Source organism: Citrobacter sp. RHB20-C16, assembly GCF_013890155.1.
In the GTDB taxonomy this organism is placed as follows: Bacteria; Pseudomonadota; Gammaproteobacteria; order Enterobacterales; family Enterobacteriaceae; genus Citrobacter_A; species Citrobacter_A amalonaticus.
Genome location: NZ_CP057630.1, coordinates 569,195 through 588,928 on the forward strand (window position 1 = coordinate 569,195; position 19,734 = coordinate 588,928).

The 19,734-nt window shown below is 52.3% G+C and carries 13 protein-coding genes and 2 tRNA genes; 13 read left to right on the forward strand and 2 right to left on the reverse strand.

Translation table 11 applies throughout. The features are described from left to right. Positions 1-45: 45 nt before the first annotated feature. From ftsH to HVX64_RS02800, 5 genes are all read left to right on the forward strand, one after another. Positions 46-1,977, forward strand: coding sequence for an ATP-dependent zinc metalloprotease FtsH (ftsH, locus tag HVX64_RS02780; protein WP_044255934.1), 1,932 nt, complete (start codon positions 46-48; stop codon positions 1,975-1,977). Positions 1,978-2,065: 88 nt separating this feature from the next. After that, positions 2,066-2,914 (forward strand): dihydropteroate synthase, encoded by an 849-nt coding sequence (folP, locus tag HVX64_RS02785; RefSeq protein ID WP_042998288.1) that lies wholly within the window; start codon positions 2,066-2,068, stop codon positions 2,912-2,914. Continuing rightward, positions 2,907-4,244 (forward strand): phosphoglucosamine mutase, encoded by a 1,338-nt coding sequence (gene glmM, locus HVX64_RS02790; protein WP_042998287.1) that lies wholly within the window; start codon positions 2,907-2,909, stop codon positions 4,242-4,244. Before folP ends, glmM begins: the two co-directional genes overlap by 8 nt. 228 nt (positions 4,245-4,472) lie before the next feature. Continuing rightward, the gene (gene secG, locus HVX64_RS02795; RefSeq protein WP_042998286.1) at positions 4,473-4,805 is read left to right on the forward strand and encodes a preprotein translocase subunit SecG; all 333 of its coding nucleotides are present in this window, start codon (positions 4,473-4,475) and stop codon (positions 4,803-4,805) included. A 9-nt stretch (positions 4,806-4,814) separates the two neighbouring features. After that, positions 4,815-4,901 (forward strand) — tRNA-Leu (locus HVX64_RS02800). A gap of 310 nt (positions 4,902-5,211) precedes the next feature. On the opposite strand, the gene HVX64_RS02805 is transcribed toward HVX64_RS02800, so the two are convergent. Next, complete coding sequence (locus tag HVX64_RS02805; protein WP_181825227.1) at positions 5,212-8,379, reverse strand: autotransporter outer membrane beta-barrel domain-containing protein; 3,168 nt, start codon at positions 8,377-8,379, stop codon at positions 5,212-5,214. A gap of 385 nt (positions 8,380-8,764) precedes the next feature. Further along, complete coding sequence (gene argG / locus HVX64_RS02810) at positions 8,765-10,108, reverse strand: argininosuccinate synthase (protein WP_044255923.1); 1,344 nt, start codon at positions 10,106-10,108, stop codon at positions 8,765-8,767. Between the two features lie 298 nt (positions 10,109-10,406). On the opposite strand from argG, the gene HVX64_RS02815 reads away from it, so the two are divergent. The 8 genes from HVX64_RS02815 to pnp all read left to right on the forward strand — a co-directional run bounded on the left by HVX64_RS02815 (position 10,407) and on the right by pnp (position 19,729). Next, positions 10,407-10,483, forward strand: a tRNA-Met gene (locus tag HVX64_RS02815). A gap of 207 nt (positions 10,484-10,690) precedes the next feature. Next, entirely contained in the window at positions 10,691-11,143 is a 453-nt protein-coding gene (gene rimP / locus HVX64_RS02820) for a ribosome maturation factor RimP (protein ID WP_043001756.1), read from the forward strand. A gap of 27 nt (positions 11,144-11,170) precedes the next feature. Then, positions 11,171-12,658 carry a transcription termination factor NusA gene (gene nusA / locus HVX64_RS02825; protein ID WP_042325113.1) on the forward strand — a complete coding sequence of 496 codons (1,488 nt, stop codon included), beginning with the start codon at positions 11,171-11,173 and terminating at the stop codon, positions 12,656-12,658. 24 nt (positions 12,659-12,682) lie between these two features. Further along, on the forward strand, positions 12,683-15,373 hold the full coding sequence (infB, locus tag HVX64_RS02830) for a translation initiation factor IF-2 (protein ID WP_042998284.1): 2,691 nt from the start codon (positions 12,683-12,685) through the stop codon (positions 15,371-15,373). Between the two features lie 210 nt (positions 15,374-15,583). Continuing rightward, positions 15,584-15,985, forward strand: a complete 402-nt coding sequence (gene rbfA, locus HVX64_RS02835; RefSeq protein ID WP_042998283.1) for a 30S ribosome-binding factor RbfA — start codon at positions 15,584-15,586, stop codon at positions 15,983-15,985. Next, positions 15,985-16,929 carry a tRNA pseudouridine(55) synthase TruB gene (truB, locus tag HVX64_RS02840; RefSeq protein WP_044255920.1) on the forward strand — a complete coding sequence of 315 codons (945 nt, stop codon included), beginning with the start codon at positions 15,985-15,987 and terminating at the stop codon, positions 16,927-16,929. Before rbfA ends, truB begins: the two co-directional genes overlap by 1 nt. A 149-nt stretch (positions 16,930-17,078) precedes the next feature. Next, a complete protein-coding gene (gene rpsO / locus HVX64_RS02845; protein WP_000059465.1) occupies positions 17,079-17,348 on the forward strand; it encodes a 30S ribosomal protein S15 in 270 nt (89 codons plus the stop codon). A 245-nt stretch (positions 17,349-17,593) separates the two neighbouring features. Next, positions 17,594-19,729 (forward strand): polyribonucleotide nucleotidyltransferase, encoded by a 2,136-nt coding sequence (pnp, locus tag HVX64_RS02850; protein WP_042998281.1) that lies wholly within the window; start codon positions 17,594-17,596, stop codon positions 19,727-19,729. Positions 19,730-19,734: the final 5 nt, after the last annotated feature.

Here is a 19,734-nt window from a genome sequence, read left to right on the forward strand (position 1 = left end):
CTGTTTTTAACACAGTTGTAATAAGAGGTTAATCCCTTGAGTGACATGGCGAAAAACCTAATACTCTGGCTGGTCATTGCCGTTGTGCTGATGTCAGTATTCCAGAGCTTTGGGCCCAGCGAGTCTAATGGCCGTAAGGTGGATTACTCTACCTTCCTGCAAGAGGTCAACAACGACCAGGTTCGTGAAGCACGTATCAACGGACGTGAGATCAACGTTACCAAGAAAGATAGTAACCGTTACACGACCTACATTCCGGTAAGCGATCCGAAGCTGCTTGATAACCTGCTGACTAAGAACGTCAAGGTTGTGGGTGAACCACCAGAAGAACCGAGCCTGTTGGCTTCCATCTTCATTTCCTGGTTCCCAATGCTGCTGTTGATCGGCGTCTGGATCTTCTTTATGCGTCAGATGCAGGGCGGCGGTGGCAAAGGTGCCATGTCGTTCGGTAAGAGCAAAGCGCGCATGCTGACGGAAGATCAGATCAAAACCACGTTTGCCGACGTCGCAGGTTGTGACGAAGCGAAAGAAGAGGTTGCGGAACTGGTTGAATACCTGCGCGAGCCGAGCCGCTTCCAGAAACTGGGCGGTAAAATCCCGAAAGGCGTCCTGATGGTTGGCCCTCCGGGTACCGGTAAAACCCTGCTGGCGAAAGCCATTGCAGGTGAAGCGAAGGTTCCATTCTTTACGATTTCAGGTTCTGACTTCGTGGAAATGTTCGTCGGTGTTGGTGCATCTCGTGTGCGTGACATGTTCGAACAGGCCAAGAAAGCAGCACCGTGCATTATCTTCATCGATGAAATCGATGCCGTAGGTCGCCAGCGTGGCGCAGGTCTGGGTGGCGGTCACGATGAACGTGAACAGACTCTGAACCAGATGCTGGTTGAGATGGATGGTTTCGAAGGTAACGAAGGCATCATCGTTATTGCAGCCACTAACCGGCCGGACGTTCTTGACCCAGCACTGCTGCGTCCTGGCCGTTTCGACCGTCAGGTTGTGGTCGGCTTGCCGGATGTGCGTGGTCGTGAACAAATCCTGAAAGTACATATGCGTCGCGTACCGCTGGCGCCGGATATCGATGCGGCAATCATTGCCCGTGGTACGCCGGGCTTCTCCGGTGCGGACCTGGCGAACCTGGTGAACGAAGCGGCACTGTTTGCTGCTCGTGGCAACAAGCGCGTCGTGTCGATGGTTGAGTTCGAGAAAGCGAAAGACAAAATCATGATGGGTGCGGAACGTCGCTCCATGGTGATGACGGAAGCGCAGAAAGAATCAACCGCGTACCACGAAGCAGGCCATGCGATTATCGGTCGCCTGGTACCGGAACACGATCCGGTGCATAAAGTGACGATTATCCCGCGCGGTCGTGCGCTGGGTGTGACCTTCTTCCTGCCTGAAGGCGACGCGATCAGCGCCAGCCGCCAGAAGCTGGAAAGTCAGATCTCCACGCTGTACGGCGGTCGTCTGGCTGAAGAGATCATCTACGGTGTTGAACATGTTTCTACCGGTGCGTCGAACGACATTAAAGTGGCCACTAACCTGGCGCGTAACATGGTGACCCAGTGGGGCTTCTCCGACAAACTCGGTCCGCTGTTGTATGCGGAAGAAGAGGGCGAAGTATTCCTCGGTCGTAGCGTTGCAAAAGCGAAACATATGTCCGATGAAACCGCGCGTATCATCGACCAGGAAGTGAAAGCACTGATTGAGCGTAACTACAATCGTGCACGCCAGCTCCTGAATGACAACATGGACATCCTGCACGCCATGAAAGATGCGCTCATGAAATATGAGACCATCGATGCGCCGCAGATTGATGACCTGATGGCTCGCCGCGATGTTCGCCCGCCAGCTGGCTGGGAAGAACCGGGCTCTAACAATTCTGACAACAATGGCACGCCTCGTGCGCCGCGCCCGGTTGATGAACCGCGCACGCCGAACCCAGGTAATACCATGTCAGAGCAGTTAGGCGACAAATAAGTTACCGTTGTTGATGACTGCGTTTAATTGAAAACCCTGGGGCTTGCTCCGGGGTTTTTTCTTATCAATTTATACCAGGGATAACACCATGAAACTCTATGCCCAGGGCACTTCACTGGATCTCAGCCATCCTCATGTGATGGGGATCCTTAACGTCACGCCAGACTCTTTCTCGGATGGTGGAACGCACAACACGCTGATTGAGGCAGTGAAACATGCCAATCTGATGATTAATGCCGGGGCGACTATCATTGATGTCGGCGGTGAGTCTACGCGCCCCGGTGCGGCGGATGTGAGTGTGGAAGAGGAACTGGCGCGTGTTATCCCGGTGGTTGAGGCGATTGCCCAACGTTTTGAAGTCTGGATTTCTGTTGATACCTCAAAGCCTGAAGTGATCCGCGAATCGGCAAGAGTCGGTGCTCACATCATTAACGATATTCGCTCGCTCTCTGAACCCGGCGCGCTGGAGGCGGCGGCAGAAACTGGTTTACCGGTTTGTCTGATGCATATGCAGGGACAGCCGAAGACCATGCAGGAAGCGCCCAAATATGAGGACGTGTTTGCCGAGGTAAATCGCTACTTTATTGAGCAAATAGCACGTTGTGAAAGGGCAGGCATCGCAAAAGAGAAATTGTTGCTCGACCCGGGATTCGGTTTCGGTAAAAATCTCTCCCATAACTATACATTACTGGCGCGACTGGCTGAATTTCACCATTTTAACCTGCCGCTGCTGGTGGGAATGTCACGTAAATCGATGGTGGGCCAACTGCTCAATGTGGGCCCATCAGAGCGTCTGAGCGGTAGCCTTGCCTGTGCGGTCATTGCTGCTATGCAGGGGGCGCAGATCATTCGTGTCCATGACGTCAAAGAAACCGTAGAAGCGATGCGTGTGGTGGAAGCCACATTGTCCGCAAAGGAAAACAAACGCTATGAGTAACCGTAAATATTTTGGCACTGATGGGATCCGGGGCCGTGTGGGCGATGCGCCGATTACGCCTGATTTTGTACTGAAGTTGGGCTGGGCGGCCGGTAAAGTCCTGGCGCGCCACGGCTCGCGTAAAATCATCATCGGCAAAGATACCCGTATTTCCGGTTACATGCTGGAGTCAGCACTTGAAGCGGGTCTGGCGGCAGCAGGGTTGTCCGCCTCGTTTACGGGCCCAATGCCGACGCCTGCAGTTGCTTACCTGACGCGTACTTTCCGCGCCGAAGCCGGGATTGTGATCTCCGCATCGCATAACCCGTTCTATGACAACGGTATTAAATTCTTCTCCATCGACGGTACCAAACTACCCGACGCCGTCGAAGAAGCCATTGAAGCGGAGATGGAAAAAGAGATCACCTGTGTGGACTCCGCTGAGCTCGGTAAAGCCAGCCGCATCGTTGATGCAGCAGGGCGCTACATTGAATTTTGCAAAGGCACCTTTCCGAACGAGTTAAGCCTGAACGAACTTAAAATTGTGGTGGATTGCGCTAACGGGGCAACCTACCACATTGCGCCTAACGTGCTGCGTGAACTGGGTGCGAAAGTGATTACCATTGGCTGTGAGCCCAATGGCGTGAATATTAACGAAGAAGTCGGTGCCACCGATGTGCGTGCCTTGCAGGCCCGCGTGCTCGCGGAAAAAGCCGATCTGGGTATCGCGCTGGATGGCGACGGTGACCGCGTGATCATGGTTGACCATGAAGGCAATAAAGTCGATGGCGATCAGATCATGTATATCATCGCCCGTGAAGCCCTGCGTCAGGGACAACTGCGCGGTGGCGCGGTCGGGACGCTGATGAGCAATATGGGGCTGGAACTGGCGCTCAAGCAACTCGGCATTCCGTTTACCCGTGCGAAAGTCGGTGACCGCTACGTGCTGGAAAAAATGCAGGAAAAAGGCTGGCGTATCGGGGCGGAAAACTCTGGTCACGTCATTCTGCTGGATAAAACCACCACCGGTGACGGCATTGTTGCCGGTTTGCAGGTAGTAGCGGCGATGGTGCGTAACCACATGAGCCTTCACGATCTCTGCAGCGGCATGAAAATGTTCCCGCAGATCCTGGTAAATGTGCGTTACACCGCCGGTAGCGGCGATCCGCTGGAAAATGATACGGTGAAAGCCGTGACTGCGGACGTAGAATCTGCGCTGGGAAGTCGTGGACGTGTATTGCTGCGTAAATCGGGCACTGAGCCGTTAATCCGCGTGATGGTTGAAGGCGAAGATGAAGCCCAGGTGACCGAGTTTGCCCATCGCATTGCGGATGCGGTTAAAGCGGTGTAATACAGACTTAACTGCATAAAAAGGCGGCATTTGCTGCCTTTTTATTAAAGGGAAACCCGGCTTTTGCTGTTTTTTTCCGCAGTTGATACAATGCACTAAAATTGCCCTTGCGAAGGTCATTCGCTTTGGTTAGTATTCACACCCGCTTCAGTGGGAAACAGTAAAATATCCCGCTTTATTGGTTAGAAGCAATTGGTATGCGGCAACTCCGCAAGGAACAGGTTGATTATGTACGAAGCTCTTTTGGTAGTTTTCCTTATTGTGGCAATTGCCCTTGTGGGCTTGATCATGCTGCAGCAAGGTAAAGGCGCTGATATGGGAGCCTCCTTCGGAGCAGGCGCTTCCGCTACGCTGTTTGGTTCAAGTGGTTCTGGTAACTTCATGACCCGTATGACGGCTGTGCTGGCGACGTTGTTCTTTATCATCAGTCTGGTGCTGGGCAATATCAACAGCAACAAAACCAATAAAGGAAGTGAGTGGGAAAATCTGAGCGCGCCGGCGAAAACCGAACAGCCTCAGCCAACTGCTCCGGCTAAGCCGACCAGCGATATCCCACAGTAAGATTTCTGTGCCGAGGTGGTGGAATTGGTAGACACGCTACCTTGAGGTGGTAGTGCCCAATAGGGCTTACGGGTTCAAGTCCCGTCCTCGGTACCAATATTCAAGCAATGGACGTCAATAGACGTCCATTGTCGTATTTGAAGCCTGCGTAATGCTGATGTCCTTCCTCATTTTTACCCGCTCCTTTGATAACCCAGAATGCATCCACGGCGATCTTACTGCTGGCTGGCGCATCAGGATGCGGATAAAAAGAACCCGGGACTAGCCCGGGCAGATATTGTCGATTAGGTTGGAGTTATTTGATAACCGTACCCTGAAAAGTCAGTCAGGAGAACATCGATACGGCTTCTCTGTGCGGACTGAGACTGTTTCCAGAATACGGTCGCTTCAGTGCGTTATCATCGACTCAAAAATGGTACTTAATACCGATATTTGCCGAGGTATCACTGTAGCTCTTCGTTCCAACCTGATGTGCAAGGTTTGTCCAGAGAGTGAGGGTGTCCGTCACCTGGCCCTCAAGACCCAGTTTCACTTCCCCGACATTGCGACTTCCAGCCTGTTCAACCCTGACGTTGTCCAGCGTGGCATTGACATTCCGGGTGTTGTGCAGCCAATTGACCTCACCGTAAACGGTAAACTGCTTACCCCTGGTTTGCGCATTCAGCGTGTCGTACGAAAGATTCAGACCAAGACGTGTTTGGGTGCCGGCGCTACCGTCAACTCGCGTACCGTTCACTTCCTGATGAGGATCGGCTTTAATGCCACTCCAGATGACCTGTGCCTGCGGGGTGATGAAAAGCGAGCCATTAGCGCTCTGGTGCAGCGGTTGACGATAGCCACTCTCCAGTGAACCGCTCAGACCACTGATGTTATAACTTTCGCTCGCCACTCCATCGCCATTCACCGATGCGCGAAACGCACTGTATTGCAACCAGCTATCGATATACAGGCCGTTGCGGGACTCTGAATTTTGATACCAGGTGGCGTAAGTGCCCACGCTGTAGCCATGGAGGCTATTTTTGGCGTCATAATGTGTTTTTGTGGATTGCGTATTCCCGCGGCTGTAGCCATAACCCGCCATGATGCCTACACCGAGTCTATCCTGTTCGCTGAATTGACCACTCCACAGTTCACCGCCTCCCTGAATGACATAGCTGTTTCCGCGCATCTGCAACTGACCGCTGCCGTCTTGTGATTTACTACGGAACGCCTGTTGCCGTAACCATATGCTGGAATCTTGTGCCCGACCTTCACGATCTTTCAGGGTATGGCTGAAAAGACGATTTGCCGCTGCCATGTTGGCGAGATAGGCCCCGGCTTCAGGGCGATAAATTTGCGGTTTCTGCTCGGTTTCCGCAGCGGGCGATGGAGGTGCAACTGGCGTGTCATTGCCCGGTATTTCTGGTGATTCTGGTTCTTCAGGATCGTTGATCGGTATTTCCGGTTCCACAGGGTCCTCTGGCTCTGGTTCTGGAGCCAGTGCAGAGCGCAAATACCAGTCACCCTCATCCTGATGCAGGAAATATTCGTATGCCCCGGCCAGAGCGCGATTTTCAAGCGTAAACAGGCCATCTGATTGCCCGCCCACGCTTATCACTTCTATACCATTTACCGTTGTGGTGCCGGACCCATGGAAATTGTTTACATACAGTCTGGTGGTTCCGGCAGTATCACCTGTCACGACCAGTTTGTCGGTTGCTGAGCTATCATCGCCCAGCGCAGTATTCATGATTAACGTACCGCCACCCAGATAATTTCCGACAGTAATGGTTTTGAAGACGCCGTTCTCCCCAGGTGGAGTAAATGCCACTGTGCCTGTATTCGTCAGGCTCGTAATATCGGAATCCCCTGTCACATTCCAGCGGCTGGTCTCATCCAGCGCCATACTGTACCCGCGAACAATACGACCGGTCATTGTTGATGAACCATTCAGGGCGATATTCAGCGCCGTGGCATTAGCAGAACGCGAAACCGCATCACCAAAAATGTGCGAATTGTCGTTGGCAGCGACGTTCACCACACCGGACTGGTACGCGCCGTTGTCTTCGACACTGATCGCTGTACCTGCCTCTCCGCCGCTACGTCCCGTCAGCGTCGAGCGGGTTAAATCAAGATTAAGGTCGGTATTAATCGTTCGCACTGCGTAGCCATCCCGGGTTTCAATATGGCTATCAACCATCGGTAACGCGCTGCTGGAGCTTATTGTCTGGTAGCCGACCAGCAAACCATGACTATTATTACCTGTCATGTTTATGCTGTTCTGATTGAATCTGATATCCGGGCTTCCGCCGAGAAACATCCCCGTCGAGTTATTGCCTGAAACTTGTGCTGTCAGGCTGTCAATATGGGCTGTGGCCTCATAAATATACGCACCAACACTGACGGCCGTAGAGTTATCACCTCTAAGCATGAGTCGAATATCATTCAGGTAGGTTTTAGACCGGGTATTTTCCACACCGATACTGTCTTTACCATTCATGGTAATATCGATGTCTGTGGCGGTCAGGATTGTTGTCTGGGGTAAACCACTCCCCCTCTGGGCAGCGATAATCCCGGTTGAGCGGTATCCGTGAGATGTGATATCGATGTTATCCAGTGTCAACTCTGTATTATCTATGACTTGCGCCCCTACGCCGGAGTAACCAAACGTCTCAATGGAAGAATTGGAGAGTGAAGAGGCAACATTTGCAGTTGCATCAATATAAAGTCCATGTGATCCCAGACCGCGTGTGACAATAGTGAGATTGTTCATCGCTGCGGAGACATTTCCGTGAGTGACAGTCACGGCATTTGACTGATAACCTCTTGTTTCAATCGAGAGGTTATTTAATGTGGCTCTGGTTGCAAGATCGCTCGGGGCCAGAGCATTCGAGACGGTAATGGCTGCCGGATTCGGCGGTAATGATGAGCTTGAATCATCCCCGTTATCCAGAACAGTAATCCGACTGTTCTCAATATTCAGCGTGGCGCCGCCGGTGACCTTAATTCCTGTATCATCTAAACCGTAGCTATCTCCACGAATGGTGATATCAGAATCATTGTTTATATCCAGGTGCGAGCCGGTGCCAGTAACCTTCACGCCTCGCCCAGTGGAGACTGTACTGTTGCTGATAACCGCAGATGCACCATTACTTACTTCGCCAAGATAGGCATAACTCCATAGTGATGTATTGGCAATATTTAATAGACTTCCAGCATCCTGAGCCAAAAAAAGCCGATCGTGATAAGAGCCTGACTGTGTGGTTGAAGTCAGACTGGCTGTCGAATTCGACAATCGAATTTCCCCACCGCCATATGCTCTCAAAAGCGTATATGTCGCACCATAAAGCGTACGGTCAGCATAAATCTCCACGTTGTTACCGCTGATGATACCTCCGGTGCGGTAAGCGTCCAGAACAACAGTGGAGGCGGTATTCGTATATTGTCCACCTGGCGTTAAGGTTATTGTCTGGTTTGCGCCAGCCATAACGGTACCATCGTTGACCGCGATAGCCTTCCACGGTGCTAACGCCATCATGATCGTTATAGTAAGCATTTTTATTTTCAGACAATTATTTTCATTATAACTATACATAAGCAACATCCTTTTGCTTCTTCATTAACAATTGATTCAGATAATTACTAAATTGGTTTAATCTTCATCGTTTATGAAAAGAATATCGAGGATGACTTTTTGAGTGCAAATATAAAAATCCGAAAATCAGCGTTGAAGAACAATTTTCATTAGTTACGAGGTGAATGAAATACAGGATAAATAAATAAAAATTCGCTCAATTGGGAATAGAATAATATTTTTATCAATAATCCCAGGAGTGCTTTTTTGCTGTTACATTCTGATGTGTAGAAATCCTCTACTATATCCAGCAGATATCATTAATAAGTTATGCTCCATGGGATTGCACTTATCTGGCATAGATAAAAAAGGCCGCTTTCGCGGCCTTCATTTAATAATCAAATCGTTACTTCGCTTTGTTTTCCAGATTTTCAACCTGGGGCAAACCAGTAGCCGAAGAGGCAGAAAGCAGCCCTGACTGTGCATAGCCGAACAGCTTCTCCCGGGTATCGGTGATGTCCAGGTTACGCATGGTCAACTGCCCAATACGATCGTCCGGTGAGAACACGGAGTCACCTTTCTCCATTGTCAGACGCTCTGGCTTGTAGGTCAGGTTGTCGGACACGGTATTGAGGATCGAATAGTCGTTGCCGCGACGCAGTTCCAGCGTCACTTCACCGGTAATCTGGCTGGCGACCCAACGCTGCAGACTATCACGCAACATCAGCGCCTGAGAGTCGAACCAACGACCCTGATAGAGCAGGCGACCTAACTGACGGCCGTGGGCGTGGTACTGCTCAATGGTGTCTTCGTTGTGGATACCAGTCAGCAGACGCTCATAGGCGATATGCAGCAGCGCCATCCCAGGGGCTTCGTAAATACCGCGGCTTTTGGCTTCAATAATACGGTTTTCAATCTGGTCACTCATTCCCAGTCCGTGACGCCCGCCGATGCGGTTCGCTTCCAGCATCATTTCCACATCGTCACTGAAGGTCTTACCATTCAGCGCGACCGGATGACCCTGTTCGAAGCGAATGGTGACTTCTTCCGCGGCGATCTTCACGTTCTCATCCCAGAACTTCACGCCCATGATTGGGTTGACGATCTTAACGCTTGAGTTCAGAAACTCGAGGTCTTTGGCTTCGTGCGTCGCGCCGAGCATGTTGGAGTCCGTGGAGTAGGCCTTTTCGACGGACATTTTGTAGTCGAAACCGCAGGCGATCATAAACTCAGACATCTCATGACGACCGCCCAGTTCATCGATAAAGTCCGTATCCAGCCACGGTTTGTAGATCTGTAGTTCAGCGTTGGTCAGCAGGCCATAGCGATAGAAACGCTCGATGTCGTTTCCTTTATAGGTACTGCCGTCGCCCCAGATATTGACGCCGTCTTCTTTCATCGCTGCAACCAGCATAGTGCCGGTGACAGCACGACCGAGCGGCGTAGTATTGAAATAGGTGAGCCCACCAGTGGTGTTATGGAATGCCCCACACTGAATCGCGGCGATACCTTCAGCAACCAGTTGTTTACGGCAGTCGATCAGTCGAGCGTTCTCTGCACCGTATTCCATTGCACGACGAGGGATCTCATCATAGTCCTCCTCGTCTGGCTGACCCAGGTTCGCAGTATATGCATATGGGACAGCCCCTTTTTGTCGCATCCACAGCAGTGCCGCGCTGGTGTCCAGACCGCCGGAAAAAGCGATACCAATACGTTGACCTACCGGAAGATGCTTGAGAATCGTCGTCATAAAATAAAACCCTGCTTGATAGACTGATGGTGAGTTCGGCTTTCTGCTCTCAGTGCATGTTTATGCAAAATAAATGAGTTTTCATTTAATCATCTTTTTACTGAGACAGGAAGAGTTTCGTGTTTATTTCCGTAAATTACGCTGATGACGGCATGTCAGGTTATGTCGTTAACAAGGTTGACACAATGGGGGGGTAATCAATATAATACGCGCAGATTTTACGTCCCGTCCTCGGTACCAAATCCCAGCAGTATTTGCATCTTTTACCCAAAACGAGTAAAATTTGCCACGTTTCAGGCGCGGGGTGGAGCAGCCTGGTAGCTCGTCGGGCTCATAACCCGAAGGTCGTCGGTTCAAATCCGGCCCCCGCAACCACTTTCCCTTAGAGTTCTTTTTCAAATATACTGTGAAGACCATGGCCTTCGTAGCTGGATTTGAAAAAAATTCTTTCGGAAGGTTCTCCAGACCGCAGTTGCGGTTATAGGGTTCAGTTATCTAAAGCCCCGATTTATCGGGGTTTTTTGTTATCTGACTACAGAATAACTGGGCTTTAGGCCCTTTTTTTATGTCTTGGGGGTGGGCTTGTCCACATTAGAGCAAAAATTAACAGAGATGATTACAGCGCCAGTTGAGGCCTTAGGTTACGAACTGGTCGGCATCGAATTTATTCGCGGTCGCACATCCACACTGCGCATCTATATTGATAGTGAAGATGGCATCAATGTTGATGATTGTGCTGATGTGAGCCACCAGGTGAGCGCAGTTCTGGACGTTGAAGATCCTATTACTGTGGCTTACAACCTGGAAGTCTCCTCACCGGGTCTCGACCGCCCAATGTTCACTGCTGAACACTATGTGCGTTTCCTGGGTGAAGAAGTTTCGCTGGTACTCCGCATGGCGGTACAGAACCGCCGTAAATGGCAGGGCGTTATCAAAGCGGTAGATGGTGAAATGATCACCGTCACAGTCGAAGGAAAAGATGAAGTGTTCGCGCTGAGTAATATCCAGAAGGCGAACCTGGTTCCCCACTTTTAACAGTCTGGATGAGGTGAAAAGCCCGCGATGAACAAAGAAATTTTGGCTGTTGTTGAAGCCGTATCCAATGAAAAGGCGCTGCCACGCGAGAAAATTTTTGAAGCGTTGGAAAGTGCGCTGGCTACAGCGACAAAGAAAAAATATGAACAAGAGATTGATGTTCGCGTAGAAATCGATCGTAAAAGCGGTGATTTTGACACTTTCCGTCGTTGGGTGATTGTTGAAGAAGTGACCCAGCCGACGAAAGAAATCACGCTGGAAGCCGCACGTTTTGAAGACGAAAGCCTGAACCTGGGCGATTACGTTGAAGATCAGATTGAATCTGTGACCTTTGACCGTATCACTACCCAGACCGCAAAACAGGTTATCGTACAGAAGGTTCGTGAAGCTGAACGCGCGATGGTTGTTGATCAGTTCCGTGAACACGAAGGTGAAATCATCACCGGCGTGGTGAAGAAAGTGAACCGCGATAATATCTCTTTGGATCTGGGCAGCAATGCTGAAGCGGTGATCCTGCGCGAAGACATGCTGCCGCGTGAAAACTTCCGCCCTGGCGACCGTATTCGTGGCGTTCTTTACTCTGTTCGCCCGGAAGCACGCGGCGCGCAACTGTTCGTGACCCGTTCCAAGCCGGAAATGCTGATTGAACTGTTCCGCATTGAAGTGCCGGAAATTGGCGAAGAAGTGATTGAAATTAAGGCCGCAGCTCGCGATCCGGGTTCCCGTGCGAAAATCGCGGTGAAAACCAACGACAAGCGTATCGACCCGGTCGGCGCGTGTGTTGGTATGCGTGGCGCACGCGTTCAGGCGGTTTCGACCGAGCTGGGCGGCGAGCGCATCGATATCGTCCTGTGGGATGATAACCCGGCGCAGTTCGTGATTAACGCTATGGCACCGGCTGACGTTGCGTCTATCGTGGTGGATGAAGATAAACACACCATGGATATCGCCGTTGAAGCCGGTAACCTGGCGCAAGCAATTGGACGTAATGGTCAGAACGTCCGCCTGGCTTCGCAATTAAGCGGTTGGGAACTCAACGTGATGACCGTTGATGACCTCCAGGCTAAACATCAGGCTGAAGCACATGCCGCGATCGATACCTTCACCAAATATCTCGATATTGATGAAGAGTTCGCCACTGTTCTGGTTGAAGAAGGGTTTGCCACTCTGGAAGAACTGGCCTACGTGCCAATGAAAGAACTGCTGGAAATCGATGGCCTTGATGAGCCGACCGTTGAAGCACTGCGCGAGCGTGCTAAAAACGCACTGACCACTCTGGCACTGGCCCAGGAAGAAAGCCTCGGTGATAACAAGCCGGCTGACGATCTGCTGAATCTGGAAGGATTAGATCGCGATATGGCCTTCAAACTGGCTGCCCGTGGTGTTTGTACGCTGGAAGATCTCGCCGAACAGGGCATTGATGATCTGGCTGATATCGAAGGGTTGACCGACGAAAAAGCCGGTGAGCTGATTATGGCTGCCCGTAATATTTGCTGGTTCGGCGACGAAGCGTAATAAACTGTAGCAGGAAGGAACAGCATGACAGATGTAACCGTAAAAACGCTGGCCGCAGAGATACAGACCTCCGTGGATCGCCTGGTACAGCAATTTGCTGATGCCGGTATCCCGAAGTCTGCTGATGACTCTGTGTCCGCACAAGAAAAACAGACTTTACTGGCGCACCTGAACCGTGAAAATGGTTCTGGCCCGGATAAGCTGACGCTGCAGCGTAAAACGCGTAGCACCCTGAACATTCCAGGTACCGGTGGAAAAAGCAAATCGGTACAAATCGAAGTCCGCAAGAAGCGCACCTTTGTGAAACGTGATCCGCAAGAGGCCGAACGCCTTGCCGCGGAAGAGCAAGCGCAGCGTGAAGCGGAAGAGCAGGCCCGTCGTGAGGCAGAAGAAATGGCCAAACGCGAGGCGCAACAAAAAGCTGACCGTGAGGCCGCAGAACAAGCTAAGCGTGACGCCGCTGATAAAGCGAAACGCGAAGCTGCGGAAAAAGACAAAGTGAGCAATCAACAGACTGACGATATGACCAAAACCGCCCAGGCCGAGAAAGCCCGCCGTGAGAATGAAGCTGCAGAGCTGAAGCGTAAAGCGGAAGAAGAAGCACGCCGCAAGCTTGAAGAAGAAGCGCGCCGCGTAGCGGAAGAAGCTCGCCGTATGGCGGAAGAGAACGCAGGCGTGTGGGCTGAGCAGGAAAAAGTGGAAGAAGATAAGAGCGATTATCATGTCACCACTTCTCAGCACGCTCGCCAGGCCGAAGACGAAAACGATCGTGAAGTGGAAGGCGGTCGTGGCCGTGGCCGCAACACGAAAGCGGCGCGTCCGGCGAAGAAAGGCAACAAACACGCTGAATCCAAAGCCGACCGTGAAGAAGCGCGTGCCGCGGTTCGCGGTGGTAAAGGCGGCAAACAGCGTAAAGGTTCCGCACTGCAGCAGGGCTTCCAGAAGCCAGCGCAGGCTGTTAACCGTGACGTTGTGATTGGCGAAACCATCACCGTTGGCGATCTGGCGAACAAGATGGCGGTTAAAGGCTCTCAGGTCATCAAAGCGATGATGAAGCTGGGTGCAATGGCGACCATCAACCAGGTGATCGACCAGGAAACCGCACAGCTGGTTGCCGAGGAAATGGGCCACAAAGTTATCCTGCGTCGTGAGAACGAGCTGGAAGAAGCCGTAATGAGCGACCGTGATACGGGTGCTGCGGCTGAACCGCGCGCACCGGTGGTGACCATCATGGGTCACGTTGACCACGGTAAAACGTCTCTGCTGGACTACATTCGTTCAACGAAAGTGGCCTCTGGCGAAGCGGGCGGTATTACCCAGCACATCGGTGCTTACCACGTTGAAACCGACAACGGTATGATCACCTTCCTGGACACCCCGGGCCACGCCGCGTTTACCTCCATGCGTGCTCGTGGTGCACAGGCAACGGATATCGTGGTTCTGGTTGTTGCAGCAGACGACGGCGTGATGCCGCAGACCATCGAAGCTATCCAGCACGCGAAAGCGGCGGGTGTGCCGGTTGTGGTTGCAGTAAACAAAATCGATAAGCCGGAAGCCGATCCGGATCGCGTTAAAAACGAACTGTCCCAGTACGGCATTCTGCCGGAAGAGTGGGGCGGTGAGAGCCAGTTCGTCCACGTTTCTGCAAAAGCAGGTACTGGTATCGACGAACTGCTGGATGCGATCCTGCTGCAGGCCGAAGTTCTCGAACTGAAAGCGGTCCGTAAAGGGATGGCGAGCGGTGCGGTTATCGAATCCTTCCTGGATAAAGGTCGTGGTCCGGTTGCTACCGTACTGGTGCGCGAAGGTACGCTGCATAAAGGCGATATCGTACTGTGCGGCTTCGAATACGGTCGCGTTCGTGCGATGCGTAACGAACTGGGTCAGGAAGTTCTGGAAGCAGGTCCGTCCATTCCGGTGGAAATCCTGGGTCTGTCCGGTGTTCCGGCAGCCGGTGACGAAGTGACCGTGGTACGTGACGAGAAGAAAGCACGTGAAGTTGCACTGTATCGTCAGGGCAAATTCCGTGAAGTGAAACTGGCACGTCAGCAGAAATCTAAACTCGAGAACATGTTCGCCAACATGACCGAAGGCGAAGTTCACGAAGTGAACATCGTGCTGAAGGCCGACGTTCAGGGTTCTGTGGAAGCGATCTCCGACTCCTTGCTGAAACTGTCTACCGACGAAGTGAAAGTGAAGATCATCGGTTCTGGTGTCGGTGGTATCACCGAAACCGACGCAACCCTGGCCGCAGCGTCCAACGCGATTCTGGTTGGCTTCAACGTTCGTGCGGATGCCTCTGCGCGTAAAGTGATTGAATCCGAAAGCCTGGATCTGCGCTACTACTCCGTCATCTATAACCTGATCGATGAAGTGAAAGCGGCGATGAGCGGTATGCTGTCTCCGGAACTGAAACAGCAGATCATCGGTCTGGCTGAAGTACGTGACGTGTTCAAATCACCGAAATTTGGTGCCATCGCGGGCTGTATGGTTACCGAAGGGACGATCAAACGTCACAACCCAATCCGCGTCCTGCGTGACAACGTGGTTATCTACGAAGGCGAGCTGGAATCCCTGCGCCGCTTCAAAGATGACGTTAACGAAGTCCGTAACGGTATGGAATGTGGTATCGGCGTGAAGAACTACAATGACGTTCGCGTTGGCGATATGATCGAAGTGTTCGAGATCATCGAGATTCAACGTACCATCGCATAATCTTCGTCGTCTTTTGGGCCGCCACTGCGTTGGCTACGAGCGTTCACCCCGGTCACATAGTTATATGCTCCGGGGATTCACGCCCTTGTTGCCTTGTTGCAACCCAAAATACTTAGAAGATGGTTTTGCGTAGGCCGGGGAAGCGAAGCGCCACCCGGCAATAATTTTTAAAAGGGGCTTAGGGCCCCTTTTTTGTCTGGAGAATTTATTATGGCGAAAGAATTTGGTCGCCCGCAGCGCGTGGGACAGGAGATGCAAAAAGAGATCGCAATCATCCTGCAGCGCGAAATTAAAGACCCGCGTCTGGGCATGATGACCACCGTTTCCGGTGTCGAAATGTCTCGCGATCTGGCGTATGCCAAAGTGTATGTCACCTTCCTGAATGACAAAGATGAAGACGCTATCAAGGCAGGCATCAAAGCGTTACAGGAAGCGTCCGGCTTCATCCGTAGCCTACTGGGTAAAGCGATGCGACTGCGTATCGTGCCGGAACTGACCTTCTTCTACGATAATTCGCTGGTGGAAGGGATGCGCATGTCCAACCTGGTGACCAACGTGGTTAAACATGACGAAGAACGTCGTGTAAACCCGGACGACAGCAAGGAGGACTAATGAGTCGTCCTCGTCGTCGTGGTCGCGACATTCACGGTGTCCTGCTGCTGGATAAGCCGCAGGGCATGTCCAGCAATGACGTACTGCAAAAAGTTAAACGCATTTATAACGCCAATCGCGCCGGGCATACCGGGGCGCTGGATCCGTTAGCGACCGGCATGCTGCCGATTTGCCTCGGGGAAGCGACCAAGTTTTCGCAGTATCTGCTGGATTCTGACAAGCGTTATCGGGTGATTGCCCGTCTGGGACAGCGTACAGACACGTCCGATGCCGATGGGCAAATCGTACAGGAGCGCCCGGTCGCCTTCACCCCCGAGCAACTGGCGGCCGCGCTGGACGCGTTCCGCGGTGATATCGAGCAGGTGCCATCGATGTATTCGGCGCTGAAGTATCAGGGTAAAAAACTGTACGAATACGCGCGTCAGGGCATTGAAGTGCCGCGTGAAGCCCGACCGATTACCGTTTACGAGCTGTTGTTTATCCGTCATGAAGGGGATGAACTGGAGCTGGAAGTGCACTGTTCGAAAGGCACTTATATTCGTACTATTATTGACGATCTGGGTGAGAAGCTGGGATGTGGCGCGCATGTGATCTTCCTGCGTCGTCTGACGGTCAGCAAATATCCGGTGGATCGTATGGTCACGCTGGAGCGTCTGCGTGAAATGGTCGAACAGGCGGAGCAACAGGGGATCCCGGCAGCACAGTTGCTTGATCCGCTGTTGATGCCGATGGACAGTCCGGCATTGGACTACCCTGTCGTTAATTTGCCGCTAACCTCATCGGTTTACTTCAAAAACGGTAACCCGGTTCGCACGAACGACGCCCCGCAGGAAGGGTTAGTCCGTGTCACGGAAGGTGATGACGGTAAATTTATCGGTATGGGTGAGATCGACGACGAAGGTCGCGTGGCGCCTCGCCGATTAGTGGTGGGGTATCCGGCGTAGCACGGGTTCGTCTTGCGATAAGAAGGCGCTACGAGTAGAATACTGCCGCTTAACGTCGCGTGAATTTTTTAACAGTTCACCTGGCGTACACTGGGAACGCTGAATTAGAGATCGGCGTCCTTTCATACTTAATACTTTGGAGTTTTAAAATGTCTCTAAGTACTGAAGCTACAGCTAAAATCGTTTCTGAGTTTGGTCGTGATGCAAACGACACCGGTTCTACCGATGTTCAGGTTGCACTGTTGACTGCACAGATTAACCACCTGCAGGGCCACTTTGCAGAGCACAAAAAAGATCACCACAGCCGTCGTGGTCTGCTGCGCATGGTTTCTCAGCGTCGTAAACTGCTCGACTACCTGAAACGTAAAGATGTTGCACGCTACACCGCGCTGATCGAGCGTCTGGGTCTGCGTCGCTAATTCTTGCGAGTTTCGTAAAAGGGGGCCTTCATGGCCCCTTTTTTCAAGCAGATGGCAGCAATTCACTGGAAACTATTGTATTGTTGCTATGAATGATCTTCCGTTGCAGAGGTTCGCGCGGCTAATGAGAGGCTTTACCCAATTTCGTATGGGTTAGGGTTGTCATTAGTCGCGAGGATGCGCAGAAGATCGGGTATTAACGGCGATTCAGTCTGTGTCGCCAAAAAATTGGAAAGGATATTATTTTGCTTAATCCGATCGTTCGTAAATTCCAGTACGGTCAGCATACCGTTACGCTGGAAACCGGCATGATGGCCCGTCAGGCCACTGCCGCTGTTATGGTTAGCATGGATGACACGGCGGTATTCGTGACCGTTGTCGGCCAGAAAAAAGCGAAGCCGGGCCAGGACTTCTTCCCGCTGACCGTTAACTATCAGGAGCGTACCTACGCTGCTGGCCGCATCCCAGGTAGCTTCTTCCGTCGTGAAGGCCGTCCAAGCGAAGGCGAAACCCTGATCGCGCGTCTGATTGACCGCCCGGTTCGTCCGCTGTTCCCGGAAGGTTTCGTGAACGAAGTTCAGGTTATCGCAACCGTCGTTTCCGTTAACCCGCAGGTTAACCCGGATATCGTCGCGATGATCGGTGCCTCTGCTGCACTGTCTCTGTCTGGTATTCCGTTCAACGGCCCAATCGGTGCGGCACGTGTGGGTTATATCAATGACCAGTACGTACTGAACCCGACTCAGGACGAGCTGAAAGAGAGCAAACTGGATCTGGTCGTTGCCGGTACGGAAGCCGCCGTACTGATGGTTGAATCCGAAGCAGAACTGCTGAGCGAAGACCAGATGCTGGGTGCTGTCGTGTTTGGTCACGAACAGCAGCAGGTGGTTATCAAAGAAATCAACGAACTGGTGAAAGAAGCCGGTAAACCACGTTGGGACTGGCAGCCGGAAGCGGTGAACGAAGCGCTGAACGCGCGCGTTGCAGCCCTGGCAGAATCTCGCCTGAGCGACGCTTACCGTATCACCGACAAACAAGAGCGTTATGCTCAGGTTGACGTGATCAAGTCTGAAACCATCGCAACGCTGGTTGCAGAAGATGAGTCCCTGGACGCTAACGAACTGGGTGAAATCCTGCACGCAATCGAGAAAAACGTGGTGCGTAGCCGTGTACTGGCCGGCGAACCGCGTATTGATGGCCGCGAAAAAGACATGATCCGTGGTCTGGACGTGCGTACTGGCGTACTGCCACGTACCCACGGTTCCGCACTGTTCACCCGTGGCGAAACTCAGGCGCTGGTTACCGCAACCCTGGGTACCACCCGTGATGCGCAGAGCCTCGACGAACTGATGGGCGAGCGTACTGACAACTTCCTGTTCCACTACAACTTCCCTCCGTACTGCGTCGGCGAAACCGGCATGGTCGGTTCTCCGAAGCGTCGTGAAATTGGTCACGGTCGTCTGGCGAAGCGCGGCGTGCTGGCAGTGATGCCGGATCTGGATAAATTCCCGTACACCGTGCGTGTGGTTTCTGAAATCACCGAATCCAACGGTTCTTCTTCCATGGCTTCCGTGTGTGGTGCCTCTCTGGCGCTGATGGACGCAGGCGTGCCGATCAAAGCGGCCGTTGCGGGTATCGCGATGGGTCTGGTGAAAGAAGGCGACAACTACGTTGTTCTGTCTGACATCCTGGGCGACGAAGATCACCTGGGCGATATGGACTTCAAAGTTGCGGGCTCCCGCGACGGTATCTCTGCGCTGCAGATGGATATCAAAATTGAAGGTATCACCAAAGAGATCATGCAGGTTGCTCTGAACCAGGCTAAAGGTGCGCGTCTGCATATCCTGGGCGTGATGGAACAGGCGATTAACGCGCCACGCGGCGACATTTCTCAGTTTGCACCGCGTATCCACACCATTAAGATCAGCCCGGACAAAATCAAAGATGTGATCGGTAAAGGCGGTTCTGTGATCCGTGCGCTGACCGAAGAGACTGGCACCACCATCGAAATCGAAGATGACGGTACCGTGAAAATCGCAGCAACCGACGGTGAAAAAGCGAAATACGCAATTCGCCGTATCGAAGAGATCACCGCAGAAATCGAAGTAGGCCGTATCTACAACGGTAAAGTGACCCGTATCGTCGACTTTGGTGCGTTCGTTGCCATCGGCGGCGGTAAAGAAGGTCTGGTACACATCTCGCAGATCGCAGATAAGCGCGTTGAGAAAGTGACCGATTACCTGCAGATGGGCCAGGAAGTACCGGTTAAAGTTCTGGAAGTTGACCGCCAGGGCCGTGTACGTCTGAGCATTAAAGAAGCAACTGAACAATCTCAGCCTGCCGCCGCACCGGAAGCTCCGGTAAGCGAACAGGGCGAGTAAGGTTG

Bases quoted from the DNA above. Each gene is read 5' to 3' on its own strand.
- ftsH (WP_044255934.1), top strand. From the start codon at position 46: ATGGCGAAAAACCTAATACTCTGGCTGGTCATTGCCGTTGTGCTGATG.
- folP (WP_042998288.1), top strand. From the start codon at position 2,066: ATGAAACTCTATGCCCAGGGCACTTCACTGGATCTCAGCCATCCTCAT.
- glmM (WP_042998287.1), top strand. From the start codon at position 2,907: ATGAGTAACCGTAAATATTTTGGCACTGATGGGATCCGGGGCCGTGTG.
- secG (WP_042998286.1), top strand. From the start codon at position 4,473: ATGTACGAAGCTCTTTTGGTAGTTTTCCTTATTGTGGCAATTGCCCTT.
- HVX64_RS02805 (WP_181825227.1), bottom strand. From the start codon at position 8,379: ATGTATAGTTATAATGAAAATAATTGTCTGAAAATAAAAATGCTTACT.
- argG (WP_044255923.1), bottom strand. From the start codon at position 10,108: ATGACGACGATTCTCAAGCATCTTCCGGTAGGTCAACGTATTGGTATC.
- nusA (WP_042325113.1), top strand. From the start codon at position 11,171: ATGAACAAAGAAATTTTGGCTGTTGTTGAAGCCGTATCCAATGAAAAG.
- infB (WP_042998284.1), top strand. From the start codon at position 12,683: ATGACAGATGTAACCGTAAAAACGCTGGCCGCAGAGATACAGACCTCC.
- rbfA (WP_042998283.1), top strand. From the start codon at position 15,584: ATGGCGAAAGAATTTGGTCGCCCGCAGCGCGTGGGACAGGAGATGCAA.
- truB (WP_044255920.1), top strand. From the start codon at position 15,985: ATGAGTCGTCCTCGTCGTCGTGGTCGCGACATTCACGGTGTCCTGCTG.
- rpsO (WP_000059465.1), top strand. From the start codon at position 17,079: ATGTCTCTAAGTACTGAAGCTACAGCTAAAATCGTTTCTGAGTTTGGT.